We start from the raw sequence: 14,153 nt of genomic DNA on the forward strand, positions 1-14,153 counted from the left end.
GTGCCAAAAGGCGGGCCGGGTCAGAAAATGGAGGCGCAGGATGCCAGAAAGCTGGGAAAACAGTAACCAAGGGTTACAGAAATCCTGCTGCGGCGGTGCGAGAAACCTCAAGTACCGGGTTTGAAAGCGGCCAGCAGATCTTCTTCGAACGCCTTTTGCGCATCCCCTGGCGACTGGGCGCGATGGCGGGCGAGCTGGAATGCCACTTCGAAACGGGTTCCATCATGCTGTACCGCGCGTAACAAGCCTTTTTCCTCCCAGCTTCGGGCGTAGTGGCAGGGTAGATAACCGATATGCCGGCCCGACAGAATGAACGCGAGCGTACCTTCCACTTGCTCCGACCGCGCCGAACAAGGGGTCCCTTAAAAGGGTTCGTCGCGGCGCAGGAAGCGGTAGGGGTGGTCCACGCGATCACTGGCCTGCAGCGTTTGGGCGAGCGGCGCGTTGGTGCTGAACAGTGGGTGGCCCGGGGCGCAGTACAGCTGCTGGCTCTCCCTGAACAGTTCACGGTAGTCAAACGCGTGCTGCGCCAGGGAGAAATAGCCGATGGCTAGATCCAGGCGTTGTTGCAACAGCAGCCTTTCCATTTCGCCGGGCATCGCGCTGATCAGTTCGATGCGCACCGACTCGTCGCGCTGGCGAAAGCGCCGTATCGCCTCGGCCACCCGTTGCAGCACCGCTTGATCGAGGGCTTCGGACAACCCGACTCGCACTTCACCGATCAAGCGCCCGGCCACGCCATTGGATTGATGGCGGAACGTTTCGATGGACTCGAACAGCGTGCGGATCGCACCGAGCAGTTCCGCGCCCTTGGGCGTGACGTTGAACCCGCCTTTGCCACGGCTGCATAACCGGTAGCCGAGCCGGGTTTCGAGCTTGGCCATCTGCTGGCTAATGCTCGACTGGCTCAAGCCAAGTTCGCCTTGGGCGGCACTGAAACCACCGCACTCGACTACGCGTACGAACAGACGCAGTAGCTGCAGGTCCAGATCGTGAAGTTGGCCAAGCATCAAACATTACTCCGTGATAATGCCAGGATAACAAAGTTGGTATTTTGCCAATGTATCCGACCGCGCATCGTGGCGTCACTCCGTAGACGTCAAAACAAGGAATACGCGATGGACGCCCCAATGCTGAACGATCAAGCCATGACCCGCGACAGCCTCTACGGTACTGCGGCGGAAAGCACCTACGCCGGCATCACCAGTTTCATGCGTCGGCGCTACAGCCGCGACCTGCGCGGAGTCGACGTGGCAGTCAGCGGCGTGCCGTTCGATACCGCAACCAGCAACCGTCCCGGTGCGCGTTTCGGTCCACGGGGCATTCGTGCAGCGTCGGCCGGGATCGCCTGGGAGCGCCACTGGCCGTGGACGTTCGATCCGTTCGACCACCTGGCGGTGGTCGATTTCGGTGATTGCGCGTTCGACTATGGCGCGCCGCACTCGATACCCCACAGCATCGAGGCTCACGCCGAACATATCCTTGCGGCCGGCAGCGCGATGCTGACCTTTGGTGGCGATCATTTCGTCACCTATCCACTGCTCAAGGCCCATGCGCGTAAACATGGGGCGCTGTCGCTGATCCATTTCGACGCCCACAGCGATACCTGGCCGGACGAGGCGGGCAAGCGGGTCGACCATGGCACGATGTTCTGGCACGCCGCCCGCGAAGGCCTGGTGGAACCGTCGCGCTCTGTGCAGATCGGCTTGCGCACGACCAATGACGATGCCATGGGCTTTGCGATACTCGATGCACGCCAGGTGCATCGACGCGGCTGCGAGTCGATCGTCGAGGCCATCCGCGCCCGGGTGGGGGATAATCCGGTGTACCTGACGTTCGATATCGACTGCCTGGATCCGGCATTCGCCCCCGGCACCGGAACCCCCGTATGCGGAGGCTTGAGCACGGTACAGGCGCTGGAAATCCTGGGTGGTTTGCGCGGCATCAATCTGGTGGGCATGGACGTGGTGGAAGTTGCTCCGGCCTACGACAGCGCCGAGATCACTTCCCTGGCAGCAGCGACTTTGGCGATGGAAATGCTTTGCCTGTATGCGGCCAGACACAAGGTCGACCGGTGAAACAATACCCCGCAGGAGCAAGGCTTGCCCGCGATGGCGATAGTGCATTCACCAGCGCTTCGCGAGCAAGCCGGTCAAACAGTGATTTGGTCAGGCGACCGGAATCTTCGGCAGGTCCAGGATCCGGTCGCCGCTGAAGCGTGAAAAGGAGCCCGCCAGGGTTTCATGCGGCACGCCCTTGGGCACGTCGCTCACTTCATCCAGCCGCGCCATTTGCCCGGCATCCAATTCCACCGCCAACGCCCCCAGGGTCGAGTCCAGCTGTTCACGGGTACGCGAACCCAGGATCGGAATCAACGCGGTCGTCGACTGCCGGGCTTTTTCCCGCAGCCATGCGATCGCTACATGGGTCGGGCTGGCAGCCAGTTCCCCGGCTACGGCGAGCAGCGTATCGAGCAGGGCGGTCTCGCGGGCGCCTTTTTCCGCGTGGATCAGCATGCCCAACTTGGCTGCGCGGTTATCCCCGTCGCTATTGCGGTACTTGCCCGTGAGGAACCCGCCACCCAGGGGCGACCACAAGGTCGCGGCGAGGCCCAGGGCCTCGGCCATTGGCAGCTGCTCACGTTCGGCGCTGCGTTCAGCCAGGCTGTATTCGACCTGGAGTGCGATAATCGGCGCAAACCCGCGAACCTCGGCCAGCAGATCGGCCCGGGCAATGCGCCACGCCGGGAAATTCGACAGCCCCGCGTAGTGAATCTTGCCGGCACGCACCAGGTCGTCAAAACCTCGCAGAATCTCCTCCATTGGCGTGACGCCGTCGCTCATGTGCGCCCAGAACAGGTCAAGACGATCGGTCTTGAGGCGGGTCAGGCTCTCCTCGACAGCCCGGACCATATTCTTGCGATTGTTACCCGTGTGTGAAATGCCGTCTGCCGGAGTGGTACCCAAGGTGTATTTGCTGGCGATGACCAGCCTATCGCGCTCCGGCGCGATGAACTCACTGAGCATGCTCTCAGACTGTCCGGCCTGATAACCATTGGCGGTGTCGATGAAGTTGCCGCCGGCTTCCAGATAGCCGTCGAAAATGCGCATGGCCTCGTCGCGCTCCGCGCCGTGCCCCCAACCCGTGCCAAAATTGCCGGCCCCCAAGGCCAGCTCCGAAACACGCAAGCCGGTTTTACGGCCGAATACTTTGTAGTGCATGGCGGTGACTCCTGTAGCGAGCGGTGCGGCTTGACATGAATGTCGTGCGATATTCGGGTAATATTACGCACGTAATATTGCTCGTCAAGGTATTTTTCCACTGGCTGACGGCTAGCGCCCAAGCGCTCATGGCATACTGCCGCGCATGACCATCGACTCGCCGTTAAGCGCCTGGCAGCAGGCCATCGAACAGAAAGGTTTCGTCCAGGACGAAGCCCAGGAACATGCCGTGTGGGCCCTGCAGAAATGCTACGAGGCCCTGCACGAGGGGCGTCCGGGCGTGACCGGGGTCTATCTGTGGGGCCCCGTTGGGCGAGGCAAGACCTGGCTGATGGATCAGTTCTATCAAAGCCTGCGAGTCCCAGCCCGGCGCCAGCATTTCCATCATTTCATGGGCTGGGTGCACCAGCGGTCATTTCAGCTGACCGGTACCGCAGACCCGCTTAAAAGCCTGGCCCGGGAACTCGCCGAAGAAGTTCGGGTGCTGTGCTTCGACGAGCTGTTCGTCAATGACATTGGCGATGCGATCATCCTCGGGCGGTTGTTCCAGGTAATGTTCGAGCAGGGCGTGGTTGTGGTGTGCACTTCCAATCTGCCCCCTGACCAACTGTATGCCGACGGTTTCAACCGCGACCGGTTCGTACCCGCCATCGAGGCGATCAAACAGCACATGCAGGTCATCGCAGTGGACGGCGCTGAAGACCATCGCCTGCATCCGGGCACCGGGTTGCAGCGCTACTGGGTCGCAGAGCCCGGGCAGCCCAGTGCCTTGCACGAGGTGTTCCGGACGCTGACCCTCGGCCAGTCGGTCTCCAGCGAGCCGATCGCGGTCGGTCACCGGTCGCTGCCCGTGGTACAGGCCAGCAAAAGCGTGCTGTGGTGTCGTTACGCCGACCTGTGCGAGCAACCCTTCGCCGCGATGGACTTCATGGTCCTGTGCGACACCTTCAAGGCTATCCTGTTAAGTGAAGTGCCAAACCTCAGCGCGCAAAAGCGTACCGGACGCATTGCCCGGGGCACCGAAGACGGGGTCGAGCGCGTGGCCGCTGGTGATCGCGAGTTACCTCAATTGTCGGTGCATGATGACGGCGTGCGTCGATTCATCGCGCTGGTCGACGAATGTTACGATCGCAAGGTGCCGCTCTACCTTGAGGCCCAGGTATCCATGGCCGAGCTCTACACTGAGGGATATCTGGAATTTCCGTTCCGCCGCACCCTCAGTCGCTTGCAGGAAATGCAGCTGCAACGTTTTGCCGAGGTCTGACAACCGGGAGGCGAACCCATGTCTCACACGCTGTCGCATCATCTGCTGACCATGGCTTATCAGAACGCCTGGGCCAATCATCGGCTCGCCAAAGCATGGGGGCGTTTGGCCCCTGAGGAATTGGCGGCACCACGGGTCAGCTTCTTCCCCAGTCTCACAGCCACCTTGAACCACATCCTGACCTGCGACTGGTTCTACGTGGACGCGCTGGAGCGCGAATTGCGCGGTGACGATCCGCATCCCGATTGCCAGGTGTTCTTCAGCCTGGATGAGCCCTGTACCACGGCTGCCGATCTGCAGCGCGAGCAGGCGCTGGTGGACCGGCGGCTGATCGCTTATTGCGAGCAGATGCGCGATAGCGATCTGGGCAAGATCGTGACCATTGCCCGTGACACGCCGCAGCATGATTGCCGATTGCGCATGCTCTCGCACTTGTTCGAGCATCAGATTCACCATCGCGGGCAGGTCCATGCAATGCTCAGCTCAACCTCGGTGCAGCCGCCGCAGCTGGACGAGTTTTTTTGCGTGGGGGAGGCGAGCTTACGGGCTGAGGATTTTGCCGAGCTCGGATGGACCGAGGCATTGATCTGGGGGCATTGATCGGCAGGCTGATATCCAATGCTGTGGGAGCAACATTGGCCGCATTGCTTTTGATTTGCGATCGCGCTTGATAGATTCAGAGGCTGCTACTTCACGTGTGATCGAGGATGGAAATGGAATCCGCAGAAATTCTGGTACTTCAGGCCAGCTACACCAATGCGCTGCATGCCGAGGCCATCAGCCTGGTATTGAACCACTATGCAGAAGACCCGATGGGAGGCGGACATTCGCTGCCGGTCGATGTATTGGAAAACCTTGCGGGCGAACTGGCGAAGCGGCCACACGCCTTCAGCGTCCTGGCTTTCGTCAACGGCGAGCCGGCCGGTCTGGTCAATTGCTTTGAGGGTTTTTCGACGTTTGCCTGCAAGCCGCTGGTCAATGTGCACGATGTCGCCGTCGTGAAGAAATTTCGCGGTTTGGGGTTGAGTCAGAAGATGCTGCAAAAGGTCGAGGACATCGCCCGCCAGCGCGGCTGCTGCAAGATCACCCTGGAGGTACTGGAGGGTAACGCCATTGCCCAGGCGTCTTATGGCAAATTCGGATTTGCCGCCGGGATGTTCGATCCGGCCCTCGGTCGCATGCTGTTCTGGACCAAGGCGCTGTAACACCTGAACCAGGCGAGGCGGGGGAGCCTGCTCCCTCGCCACAGCCTTGAGCTCGTTATGGTTTGTAGTGCTCCGTCATTTGTGCGGTCTGATCGTCCGGAACCCGCACTTGCGGCGCTGGCTGTTGCTGATTCGCCTGCTGGCTCAATCGCAAGGTCTCGTAGTAATAGCGCATGCGTTCAGCGCCGCCTTCCGCCCAGGCGGCTGTCGTGCCCAGCATCATCAAACTGGCGAGGATCAGGGTTGTAGATTTCATGGTGTGCCTCCCACTACAGGTTTCGGGTGCCCTTTCTTCCATGAAGCAATGTTGAAAGGGCATTATCCGCCGATTCCGTTAATTGGGAATTAACTGCTTTTAAATCTTCCAGTCCAGGCTCAGGGTCACGGTACGAGGGTCGCCCCAGTAGTTGCCGTTATAGAAGCCGACGTTCTCGTAGTACTTCTTGTCGAGCAGGTTGTTCACGTTGAGCGACGCCGACAGGTGCTGGTCGAACTCGTAGCGCGACATCAGGTTGACCAGGGTGTAGGCGTCCTGGCTGATGTTGGTGCGCTGGGTGATGATATTGCCTGCAGCGTTGCGCCCCACCGGGCGACTCGCGGCGCGGTAGATCTCGCTTTGCCAGTTAAGCGCGCCGCCCACCGTCAGCGCATGCCAGCTGCCTGGAAGCCGATAGGCCGTGGACAGGCGGAACATGTTCAGGGGCGCGGTGGTGTTGGTGCGGTTCTTTTCGCCGTTGACCGAGTGGGTATAGGTGTAACCGGCGGTCATGTTCCAGTCGGCCATCACCTCGCCGGACAGTTCGGCTTCGAAACCCCGGACCTTGGTGCCCTTGCCATTGGCCTTGTAGAACTCCTCTCCAGTGACCGGATCCGGTGGCACCGAATCGTCGAGCTCGGCGACGTTGTCCTGATCGCTCCAGAACAGCGCCGTAGCCAGGTTGAGGCGCTCCTGAAGCAGGCTACCCTTGAGTCCCAATTCATAGTTGCTGCCCACTACCGGTTCGAGGTACTTGCGGTTGGCGTCGCGATTGGTTTGCGGCTTGAAAATGTCGGTGTAGCTGACGTAGGCGGTGTACTCGGGTGTGATGTCGTAGAGCAACCCGGCGTAAGGCGTCCACATGTCGTTGTGTTTCTGGCTGGTATCGTCCACTGCGCTCAACACCTGATTGGCGTCGTAACTATTGGTGGTGCTCGACGATTTCCAGCTGCCATAGCGGCTGCCAAGTACGGCGTGCAACTCATCGGTCAGGCTCAGGCGTGTGGCCAGGTAACCGGCTTTCTGCTCGGTGCTGCTGGTGGACCCGGTGAGGCTGGTCACCGTGTCGGAGAATTTGTCGATATCGCCCATGTACTTCCAGTCCGGCACGATCGCGTAGTCATCAGCCATCGGACCGTCGGTGTATGGGTTTTTGTCGCTGCGCTGCGCTTCGCCATAACCAATCATCAGTTCATGTTCGCGTCCCAGCAGCGAGTAGGGACCGGACACATTGAAGTCGTAGGCTTTCATCTTCTGGGTGCCGATCATGTGACTGACGTTGGCCACCATGCCGCTGCGATCGGGCTCGGGGAAGCCGCCTCCGGCGTAGTAGATCTTGCCGTCGGTGTCACTCTCGCGGTGGGTGTAGGCGGCCTTGAGGTGCCAGCCTGCACCCAATTGATGGTCCAGGTTGGCGAAGGCGGTCTGGTCCTTGATCGGCCAGGAACTCCAGGACGTGGCCATGTTGGTCGAACGGCCAAGGTTGGCCTTGCTGCCGTCGGCATTCCAGTAAGGCACGGTGCCCCACGAAGTGCCCTGTACGTGTTTGTTCTGGTAGTCGTAACCCACCGCCAGGGTGGTGGCATCGGTCAGATCAGCTTCGAGCACGCCGTAGCCGACTTCCCGTTGCTGCTGGTATTTATCGCGGAACGAGTCGCTGTCACGGTATGCCAGCACGCTGCGGCCGCGCAGGCGCCCGTCGAAGGCCAATGGCCCGCCAACGTCCAGGTAGGTGTAGTAATTGTCATAGCTGCCGGCGCTGACACCGGTCTTGGCCTGCCATTGCGCAGTCGGGCGTTTGCGCACCATGTTGATGGTCGCGGACGGATCCCCGGCGCCCGTCGTCAGGCCGGTGGCGCCGCGCACGACTTCGATGCGGTCGTAGATGATGGTGTCGGAGTCGGACTTCATGTAACTGAAGGTGTTGAGCATCCCGTCAACCTGGAAGTTGTTGATCGAGTAGCCGCGCGAGGAATAGTTGACCCTGTCGGAGTCGTTGTGTTGCACCACAATGCCGGTGGTCTGGCGCATGGCTTCGGACAGCGAAGTGAGTTTGAAGTCGTCCATTTGCTGGCGCGTGACCACCGAAACCGACTGTGGGGTTTCCTTGATCGACAGGTTCAGGCGCGTGGCGCTGCTCATGGCGCCGGTGGTGTAGGACTGGGTGTTTTCGGTGTTATTGCCCAAGCCCTGGGCGGTGATACTGGTGGCGGTCAGCTCGAGGGCGCCGGCGACCGGAGCCTTTTCAATTTCGCTGTCGGCAAGCAGGTCCGGGCTCAGTGCAACGCTGCACAGGCCCAGGGTTAAAGTCATGGAACGGGTAATAGGCGCGAACATCGCAGCCGACTCCTTGTCGTTGAGGGAAAAATTCCGTTTGCTCAAAGACGAAGGAGGGCGGCGAGTATTTAGTGATAAACGATAATTATATTGTTTGCTGCGGGGTGCCTGGCAGCATTAATGCTGCACGACTTCCACGGCTTTGGGTTTCATCAGGCTGAAGTCGATCAACGGCCGCTGCTGTTTTTCGTAGGGATTGCCGATCAGCAATGGGCGCGGCTTGAAGCTGTCGCTGACCAGGCTCTTGCTGCGATCGAGCTCATCGAAATTCAGCCCCGCCATGTCCGCCCAGGTGTGGATCAGGTGCGAGCTGCTGTAGGGGCGGCTCAGATCGCCAGCGAAGTTCCAGTCATGGGACTCACGCCATTTCGGCGTGGCCCAGGCCATGAACGGAATGGTGTACATCGGCGCGGTCGGCTTGCTCTCGTTGCGGCCCAAGGTGCTATGGCCCGGCGAGTCGAAGACGTCTTCTCCATGGTCGGACAGGTACATCAGGAAGCCATTGGGGTCCGTCTTCGCGTAATCCTTGATCAGGCTCGAGACCACGAAGTCGTTGTACAGGATCGCGTTGTCGTAGCTGTTGTAGGTCGGCAATTGATCGTCACGTACGCCGGCCGGTACACCCTGGCGATCCTTGAACTTGTCGAAGGTCGAGGGGTAACGGTACTGGTAACTCATGTGCGTGCCCAGCAGGTGCACCACGATCAGCTTGCGCGGTGCCGCGTCGGCCAGGGCCTTGTTGAACGGCGCGATGACATCGCCGTCGTACTGGGCAGCGTTCTGGTTACGGTTGTTGTTAAGGTACACCTGCTCGTCGGCTTGCTCGGAGAAGGTCGTCAACATGGTGTTGCGCTTGGTCATGGTCTGCTGGTTGGTGATCCAGAAGGTCTTGTAGCCGGCCTGTTTCATCATGCTGACCAGCGACGGAGTCGACAGATACAACGCCGGGTTATCTTCGTCGGCGAATGTCAGCACCTGCTGCAGCGCTTCAATGGTGTAGGGGCGCGGGGTGATGACGTTATCAAAGACCGATAACTGGTCCTTGAGCTTGTCCAGCTCAGGGGTGGTATTGCGCGGGTAGCCATACAGGCTCATGCGCTGGCGGTTGGTCGATTCGCCGATCACCAGTACCAGGGTCGCAGGCTGATTGGCTGCGGAGTCGGTAAGGTTTTTCAGCGGTGCGATCTTGCTCGCGCTGTGCAGCATGTCCTGCATGCCGGCGAGGGTGTCGAGGTAGCGGTGGTAAGCCACAGCCATCTGCCATGGCACGGCAGGTTCGATGCGGGTTTCGAATTTCTCGAAGCCTTCGGCCAGGCTGCCGGTACGCAGGGTCTGCTTGACCAACGGATAACCGATCACTGCCACCAGGATGGCCGTTGCTGCCAGGAAGGCCCGCCCGCGAGGCAGGTACACCGGACGCAAGCGGGTCCACAGGAAGTAGGCAAACAGCGTGTGGGCAAGAAAGGCCGCGACCATCCACCAGGCGAAATACTGGGTCATGTACTCGCCAGCTTCAGAGATGTTCGATTCGAACATGATGAAGATGACGCTCTGGGAAAACTCCTGCTGATAGATGAAGAAGTAGCCCAGGCTGGCCATTGAGCAGGCCCACAGCACCACACCGATACAGGCGGCCAGCACACGGGTCTGTCGGGGGAAGAGCAACATGGGCGCGAGCCAGACCGCGCTCATGATGAAGGCTTGGCGGAAGCCGGTGAAACCCGAGGTGCCGGTCAGCTGGATCAGCAGTTGGGTGATGCCGGAAAAGTACCAGAAGAACACAAACAGCCAGGCAAGCCCGGCCCAGTCGAACCTTTTCGCAGTCGTGTTGCTGCGTTTGAACAAAGCCATTCAGCGCTCCAGCCTAGATAATCGTCGACCGCCGCCAGTGGAAACTGGTGGACGAACGGGCGCGGCACGCCTACCGAGCGGCCACAATGGCGCAGGAGTATCAATGAGCGGGTGTGAAAAGTTTGTGAGTTGCAGGAGCCAGCTTGCCCGCTATGGGCGTGAACGATGACGCTGGGTGCCTGATGGCCCGCAGCGGCGTCTCGTTTTTCGTGAGCGAGCTCGCCCCTGCAGGGCGGTCAGGCGCGGTGGAGTACTGGCAGGGCCTGTGGCTGGTGGCCTTGGGTCAGCTGGCGCAATTGCGCAAGCTCCTGCTTCAGCAGGTCGCGCTCTTCTTTGAGCTGGCGCAGTTCATCACGACGGATCGTGACGTAGAGAGTTTGTGCTGGCCGTGCTGCTTGTACTGTGCCCATTGCTCACCTCGCAAATGGTGTTTCAACTGTGAACCTGCCCCGACGTCGGGCGCTGATTCACTATCGGCTGCAATTTTGATTTCTTTTGCCCGCGAAGGGAACTTTTTTATTTTTCGTGGTCGGTGTGTCTTCGCGACGATTCCCGACGTTATCAGTCTGGATCGGGCACAATGCACGGAAACTTCATGGCGACCTGTCTGACTAAGCTGAACAGGTTGCGTTGGGCTATAACCTTTGACACACATTATTTGCAGTAAGGAGCATCAGCACATGCAACTCGGGATTATTGGACTGGGCCGCATGGGCGGTAATATTGCGCGGCGCCTGATGCTCAACGGGCATTCCACCGTTGTCTACGACCGCAATACCGCTTTTGTCGACACCCTGGCCGCAGAAGGCGCCAAGGGCGTCATCGACCTGCCGGCCCTGGTGGCTGGCCTGGCCAAGCCACGTGCCGTCTGGGTCATGCTGCCGGCCGGCGCGCCGACCGAAGACACCATCGACACCCTGAGCACCTTGCTCGAAGCCGGTGACACCATCATCGACGGCGGCAACACCTTCTATAAGGACGACATCCGCCGGGCCAAGAGCCTGTCGGAAAAAGGCCTGCACTACATCGATGTGGGCACCTCCGGTGGCGTCTGGGGCCTGGAGCGCGGTTACTGCATGATGATCGGCGGCGAAGCCGAGGTGGTAAAACGCCTGGATCCGCTGTTCGAAAGCCTGGCCCCCGGCATCGGTGACATCCCGCGCACCAAGGACCGCAAGTCCGCTGACGACCGTGCCGAGCGCGGTTACATCCACGCCGGCCCTGCAGGCTCGGGTCATTTCGTGAAAATGATCCACAACGGCATCGAGTACGGAATGATGCAGGCCTTCGCCGAAGGCTTCGATATTCTCAAGACCAAGGCCAGCGAAAACCTGCCTGAAGACCAGCGCTTTGACCTCAACGTCGCCGACATCGCCGAAGTCTGGCGTCGTGGCAGCGTGGTTTCGTCCTGGTTGCTCGACCTGACCGCAGACGCTTTGGCCAGCGATCCGAAACTCGAAGGTTACTCGGGTTCCGTAGCTGACAGCGGCGAAGGTCGCTGGACCATCGAGGCGGCCATGGAACAGTCGGTACCGGTTCCCGTGCTGTCGAACTCGCTGTTCTCTCGCTACCGTTCACGCGGGCAGGGCACCTTTGGCGACAAGATTCTCTCGGCCCAGCGGTTCGGCTTCGGCGGCCATGTGGAGACTTCGAAAAAATGACTGGCCTGATCCGCAATAAATCCAAGGCTGAACCAGCACCACCCACCACGCTGTTCCTGTTCGGTGCACACGGTGACCTGGTCAAGCGGCTGCTGATGCCGGCGCTGTACAACCTGAGCCGCGATGGATTGCTGGGGGATGGATTGCGGATCATCGGCGTTGACCACAACGCCATCAGTGACGAAGCCTTTGCGCAGAAGCTCGAGGATTTCATTCGGGCGCAAGCGATGAGCAAAGTCGGCAAGGGCGATGACGCCCTTGACCCGGCGTTGTGGGCCACACTCGCCAAAGGCATCAGCTACGTCCAGGGCGATTTCCTGGACGACAGCACCTATTCAGCCCTGGCGGCGAAAATCGCCGCCAGCGGCACCGGCAATGCGGTGTTCTACCTGGCCACCGCGCCACGTTTCTTCAGCGAAGTGGTGCGTCGACTGGGCGCGGCGAAGCTGCTCGAAGAAACCCCCGAAGCGTTTCGCCGCGTCGTGATCGAAAAGCCTTTTGGCTCCGACCTGCAGACTGCAGAGGCCTTGAACGCGTGCCTGCTCAAGGTGATGTCGGAAAACCAGATTTACCGGATCGATCACTACCTGGGCAAGGAAACCGTACAGAACATTCTGATCAGCCGGTTTTCCAACAGCCTGTTCGAAGCGTTCTGGAACAACCACTACATCGACCATGTGCAGATCACTGCCGCCGAGACCGTCGGCGTGGAAACCCGGGGCAGCTTTTACGAGCACACCGGCGCGTTGCGCGACATGGTGCCCAACCACCTGTTCCAGTTGCTGGCGATGGTCGCCATGGAGCCGCCGGCCGCTTTTGGTGCCGACGCGGTACGCGGCGAGAAGGCCAAGGTCGTCGGCGCGATTCGCCCCTGGTCGGTGGAAGAGGCCCGGGCCAACTCGGTGCGTGGCCAGTACACCAGCGGCGAAGTCGACGGCAAGGCAATGCCTGGTTATCGCCAGGAAGGCAACGTTGCGCCCGACAGCACCACCGAAACCTACGTCGCGCTCAAGGTGATGATCGACAACTGGCGCTGGGTCGGGGTGCCGTTCTATTTGCGCACCGGCAAGCGCATGAGCGTGCGCGACACGGAAATCGTCATCTGCTTCAAGCCGGCGCCCTATGCGCAATTTCGGGATACCGAAGTGGACGAACTGCAGCCAACGTATCTGCGCATCCAGATCCAGCCCAACGAAGGCATGTGGTTCGACCTGCTGGCCAAACGTCCTGGCCCGGCGCTGAAGATGGCCAATATCGAGCTGGGTTTTGCCTACAAGGACTACTTTGAAATGCAGCCGTCCACCGGCTATGAGACCTTGATCTATGACTGCCTGACGGGCGACCAGACGCTGTTCCAGCGCGCGGACAACATCGAGAACGGCTGGCGCGCCGTGCAACCCTTCCTCGACGCCTGGCAGCAAGATGCCAGCGTTGAGGGCTATGCCGCCGGTGAAGACGGTCCGCAGGCGGGCGCAGATCTGCTGACTCGCGACGGTCGCGTCTGGCACAGCCTCGGATGAGTGAATTGACCCGGGCGCCTATTCGCTTTTTGCTCAGCGACATGGACGGTACCTTGTTGCTGCCCGACCACAGCCTCAGCCGGCGCACCATCGAGGCCGTTCGCTCACTGCGTGAGGCGGGGGTGCTGTTCAGCCTGGCCACCGGGCGTCCACCGAAAGCCATGTTGCAGCAGATCGAAGCCCTGGGCGTTGACCTGCCAACGGCGGCATTCAACGGTGGCACCCTGGTTAATCCTGACGGGAGTATTCTGGTCGCCCATTATTTGCCAGTGACCGCAGCCTTGACGGCATTGGCGTTGTTTGCCGATCGCAGCGACGTTGAAGTCTGGGTGTTCAGCGGTGGTGACTGGCTGCTCAAGGATCCCGACGGGCCGATGGTGCCCAGGGAGCAGCATGGGCTGGGTTACCCGCCCGTGGTGGTCGACAGCTTCGAACCCTATCTGGAACGCATCGACAAGATCGTCGCAACCAGCAACAACACCGATCTGTTGATTGAGCTCGAAGCGCTGTTATTGCCCAAGGTGCAAGAGCAGGCGCAGGTCTCGCGTTCGCAACCGGTTTACCTGGACGTCACAGCCATGCAGGCCAACAAGGGCGCGGCGCTGGCGACACTGGCCGAGTTTCTTGGCGTGCCCCTGGAGCACACGGCGGCGCTGGGCGATGGCGGCAACGACCCGGCGATGTTTCACCAGGCCGGTTTGTCGATCGCGATGGGGCAGGCGGAAGAGGCGGTGAAGCGCCAGGCGGACGTCGTCACTGGTGCCAACACCGAAGACGGCGCTGCGCAGGCGATTGAGCAGTACATCCTCAACCACCCACACCGCGCCGCACTGTAGAA

Annotated in this window: 12 protein-coding genes and 1 pseudogene; 7 read left to right on the forward strand and 6 right to left on the reverse strand. The window is 60.5% G+C overall.

What is annotated here, in order from left to right; translation table 11 throughout:
- Positions 1-107 precede the first annotated feature (107 nt).
- Positions 108-1,010 (reverse strand): annotated as a pseudogene (locus HYI44_RS17610) (LysR family transcriptional regulator).
- A 108-nt stretch (positions 1,011-1,118) separates the two neighbouring features.
- Between HYI44_RS17610 and speB the strand changes: the two are divergent.
- Positions 1,119-2,078, forward strand: coding sequence for an agmatinase (gene speB / locus HYI44_RS17615; protein ID WP_225570067.1), 960 nt, complete (start codon positions 1,119-1,121; stop codon positions 2,076-2,078).
- Between the two features lie 90 nt (positions 2,079-2,168).
- On the opposite strand, the gene HYI44_RS17620 is transcribed toward speB, so the two are convergent.
- Positions 2,169-3,221, reverse strand: coding sequence for an aldo/keto reductase (locus tag HYI44_RS17620; RefSeq protein WP_201147902.1), 1,053 nt, complete (start codon positions 3,219-3,221; stop codon positions 2,169-2,171).
- Positions 3,222-3,366: 145 nt separating this feature from the next.
- On the opposite strand from HYI44_RS17620, the gene zapE reads away from it, so the two are divergent.
- The 3 genes from zapE to HYI44_RS17635 all read left to right on the forward strand — a co-directional run bounded on the left by zapE (position 3,367) and on the right by HYI44_RS17635 (position 5,690).
- Positions 3,367-4,485 carry a cell division protein ZapE gene (gene zapE, locus HYI44_RS17625; RefSeq protein WP_122840554.1) on the forward strand — a complete coding sequence of 373 codons (1,119 nt, stop codon included), beginning with the start codon at positions 3,367-3,369 and terminating at the stop codon, positions 4,483-4,485.
- 18 nt (positions 4,486-4,503) lie between these two features.
- Entirely contained in the window at positions 4,504-5,085 is a 582-nt protein-coding gene (locus HYI44_RS17630) for a DinB family protein (RefSeq protein ID WP_122840553.1), read from the forward strand.
- Positions 5,086-5,198: 113 nt separating this feature from the next.
- Positions 5,199-5,690, forward strand: a complete 492-nt coding sequence (locus HYI44_RS17635; protein ID WP_225570068.1) for a GNAT family N-acetyltransferase — start codon at positions 5,199-5,201, stop codon at positions 5,688-5,690.
- 55 nt (positions 5,691-5,745) lie between these two features.
- On the opposite strand, the gene HYI44_RS17640 is transcribed toward HYI44_RS17635, so the two are convergent.
- From HYI44_RS17640 to HYI44_RS17655, 4 genes are all read right to left on the reverse strand, one after another.
- The gene (locus tag HYI44_RS17640; RefSeq protein WP_045061113.1) at positions 5,746-5,946 is read right to left on the reverse strand and encodes a hypothetical protein; all 201 of its coding nucleotides are present in this window, start codon (positions 5,944-5,946) and stop codon (positions 5,746-5,748) included.
- Positions 5,947-6,045: 99 nt separating this feature from the next.
- The gene (locus HYI44_RS17645) at positions 6,046-8,283 is read right to left on the reverse strand and encodes a TonB-dependent siderophore receptor (protein WP_225570069.1); all 2,238 of its coding nucleotides are present in this window, start codon (positions 8,281-8,283) and stop codon (positions 6,046-6,048) included.
- Positions 8,284-8,400: 117 nt separating this feature from the next.
- Positions 8,401-10,134, reverse strand: coding sequence for a phosphoethanolamine transferase CptA (locus HYI44_RS17650; RefSeq protein WP_225570070.1), 1,734 nt, complete (start codon positions 10,132-10,134; stop codon positions 8,401-8,403).
- A gap of 236 nt (positions 10,135-10,370) precedes the next feature.
- Positions 10,371-10,544, reverse strand: a complete 174-nt coding sequence (locus HYI44_RS17655; RefSeq protein WP_163019498.1) for a DUF6026 family protein — start codon at positions 10,542-10,544, stop codon at positions 10,371-10,373.
- Positions 10,545-10,814: 270 nt separating this feature from the next.
- Here HYI44_RS17655 and gnd point away from each other — a divergent pair, with 270 nt between their 5' ends.
- The 3 genes from gnd to HYI44_RS17670 are packed head-to-tail and all read left to right on the forward strand — an operon-like array spanning position 10,815 to position 14,151.
- Positions 10,815-11,795 (forward strand): phosphogluconate dehydrogenase (NAD(+)-dependent, decarboxylating), encoded by a 981-nt coding sequence (gene gnd / locus HYI44_RS17660; protein WP_122840550.1) that lies wholly within the window; start codon positions 10,815-10,817, stop codon positions 11,793-11,795.
- Positions 11,792-13,315 (forward strand): glucose-6-phosphate dehydrogenase, encoded by a 1,524-nt coding sequence (gene zwf, locus HYI44_RS17665; protein ID WP_122840549.1) that lies wholly within the window; start codon positions 11,792-11,794, stop codon positions 13,313-13,315. The genes gnd and zwf overlap by 4 nt, the downstream gene beginning before the upstream one ends.
- The gene (locus HYI44_RS17670; RefSeq protein ID WP_122840548.1) at positions 13,312-14,151 is read left to right on the forward strand and encodes an HAD family hydrolase; all 840 of its coding nucleotides are present in this window, start codon (positions 13,312-13,314) and stop codon (positions 14,149-14,151) included. Before zwf ends, HYI44_RS17670 begins: the two co-directional genes overlap by 4 nt.
- Positions 14,152-14,153 lie beyond the last annotated feature (2 nt).

The organism is Pseudomonas sp. Y24-6, from assembly GCF_020295325.1.
GTDB classification, from domain to species: Bacteria; Pseudomonadota; Gammaproteobacteria; order Pseudomonadales; family Pseudomonadaceae; genus Aquipseudomonas; species Aquipseudomonas gregormendelii.

Coding starts and splice junctions, on each gene's coding strand:
- speB (WP_225570067.1), top strand. CDS start 1,119: ATGGACGCCCCAATGCTGAACGATCAAGCCATGACCCGCGACAGCCTC.
- HYI44_RS17620 (WP_201147902.1), bottom strand. CDS start 3,221: ATGCACTACAAAGTATTCGGCCGTAAAACCGGCTTGCGTGTTTCGGAG.
- zapE (WP_122840554.1), top strand. CDS start 3,367: ATGACCATCGACTCGCCGTTAAGCGCCTGGCAGCAGGCCATCGAACAG.
- HYI44_RS17630 (WP_122840553.1), top strand. CDS start 4,504: ATGTCTCACACGCTGTCGCATCATCTGCTGACCATGGCTTATCAGAAC.
- HYI44_RS17635 (WP_225570068.1), top strand. CDS start 5,199: ATGGAATCCGCAGAAATTCTGGTACTTCAGGCCAGCTACACCAATGCG.
- HYI44_RS17640 (WP_045061113.1), bottom strand. CDS start 5,946: ATGAAATCTACAACCCTGATCCTCGCCAGTTTGATGATGCTGGGCACG.
- HYI44_RS17645 (WP_225570069.1), bottom strand. CDS start 8,283: ATGTTCGCGCCTATTACCCGTTCCATGACTTTAACCCTGGGCCTGTGC.
- HYI44_RS17650 (WP_225570070.1), bottom strand. CDS start 10,134: ATGGCTTTGTTCAAACGCAGCAACACGACTGCGAAAAGGTTCGACTGG.
- HYI44_RS17655 (WP_163019498.1), bottom strand. CDS start 10,544: ATGGGCACAGTACAAGCAGCACGGCCAGCACAAACTCTCTACGTCACG.
- gnd (WP_122840550.1), top strand. CDS start 10,815: ATGCAACTCGGGATTATTGGACTGGGCCGCATGGGCGGTAATATTGCG.
- zwf (WP_122840549.1), top strand. CDS start 11,792: ATGACTGGCCTGATCCGCAATAAATCCAAGGCTGAACCAGCACCACCC.
- HYI44_RS17670 (WP_122840548.1), top strand. CDS start 13,312: ATGAGTGAATTGACCCGGGCGCCTATTCGCTTTTTGCTCAGCGACATG.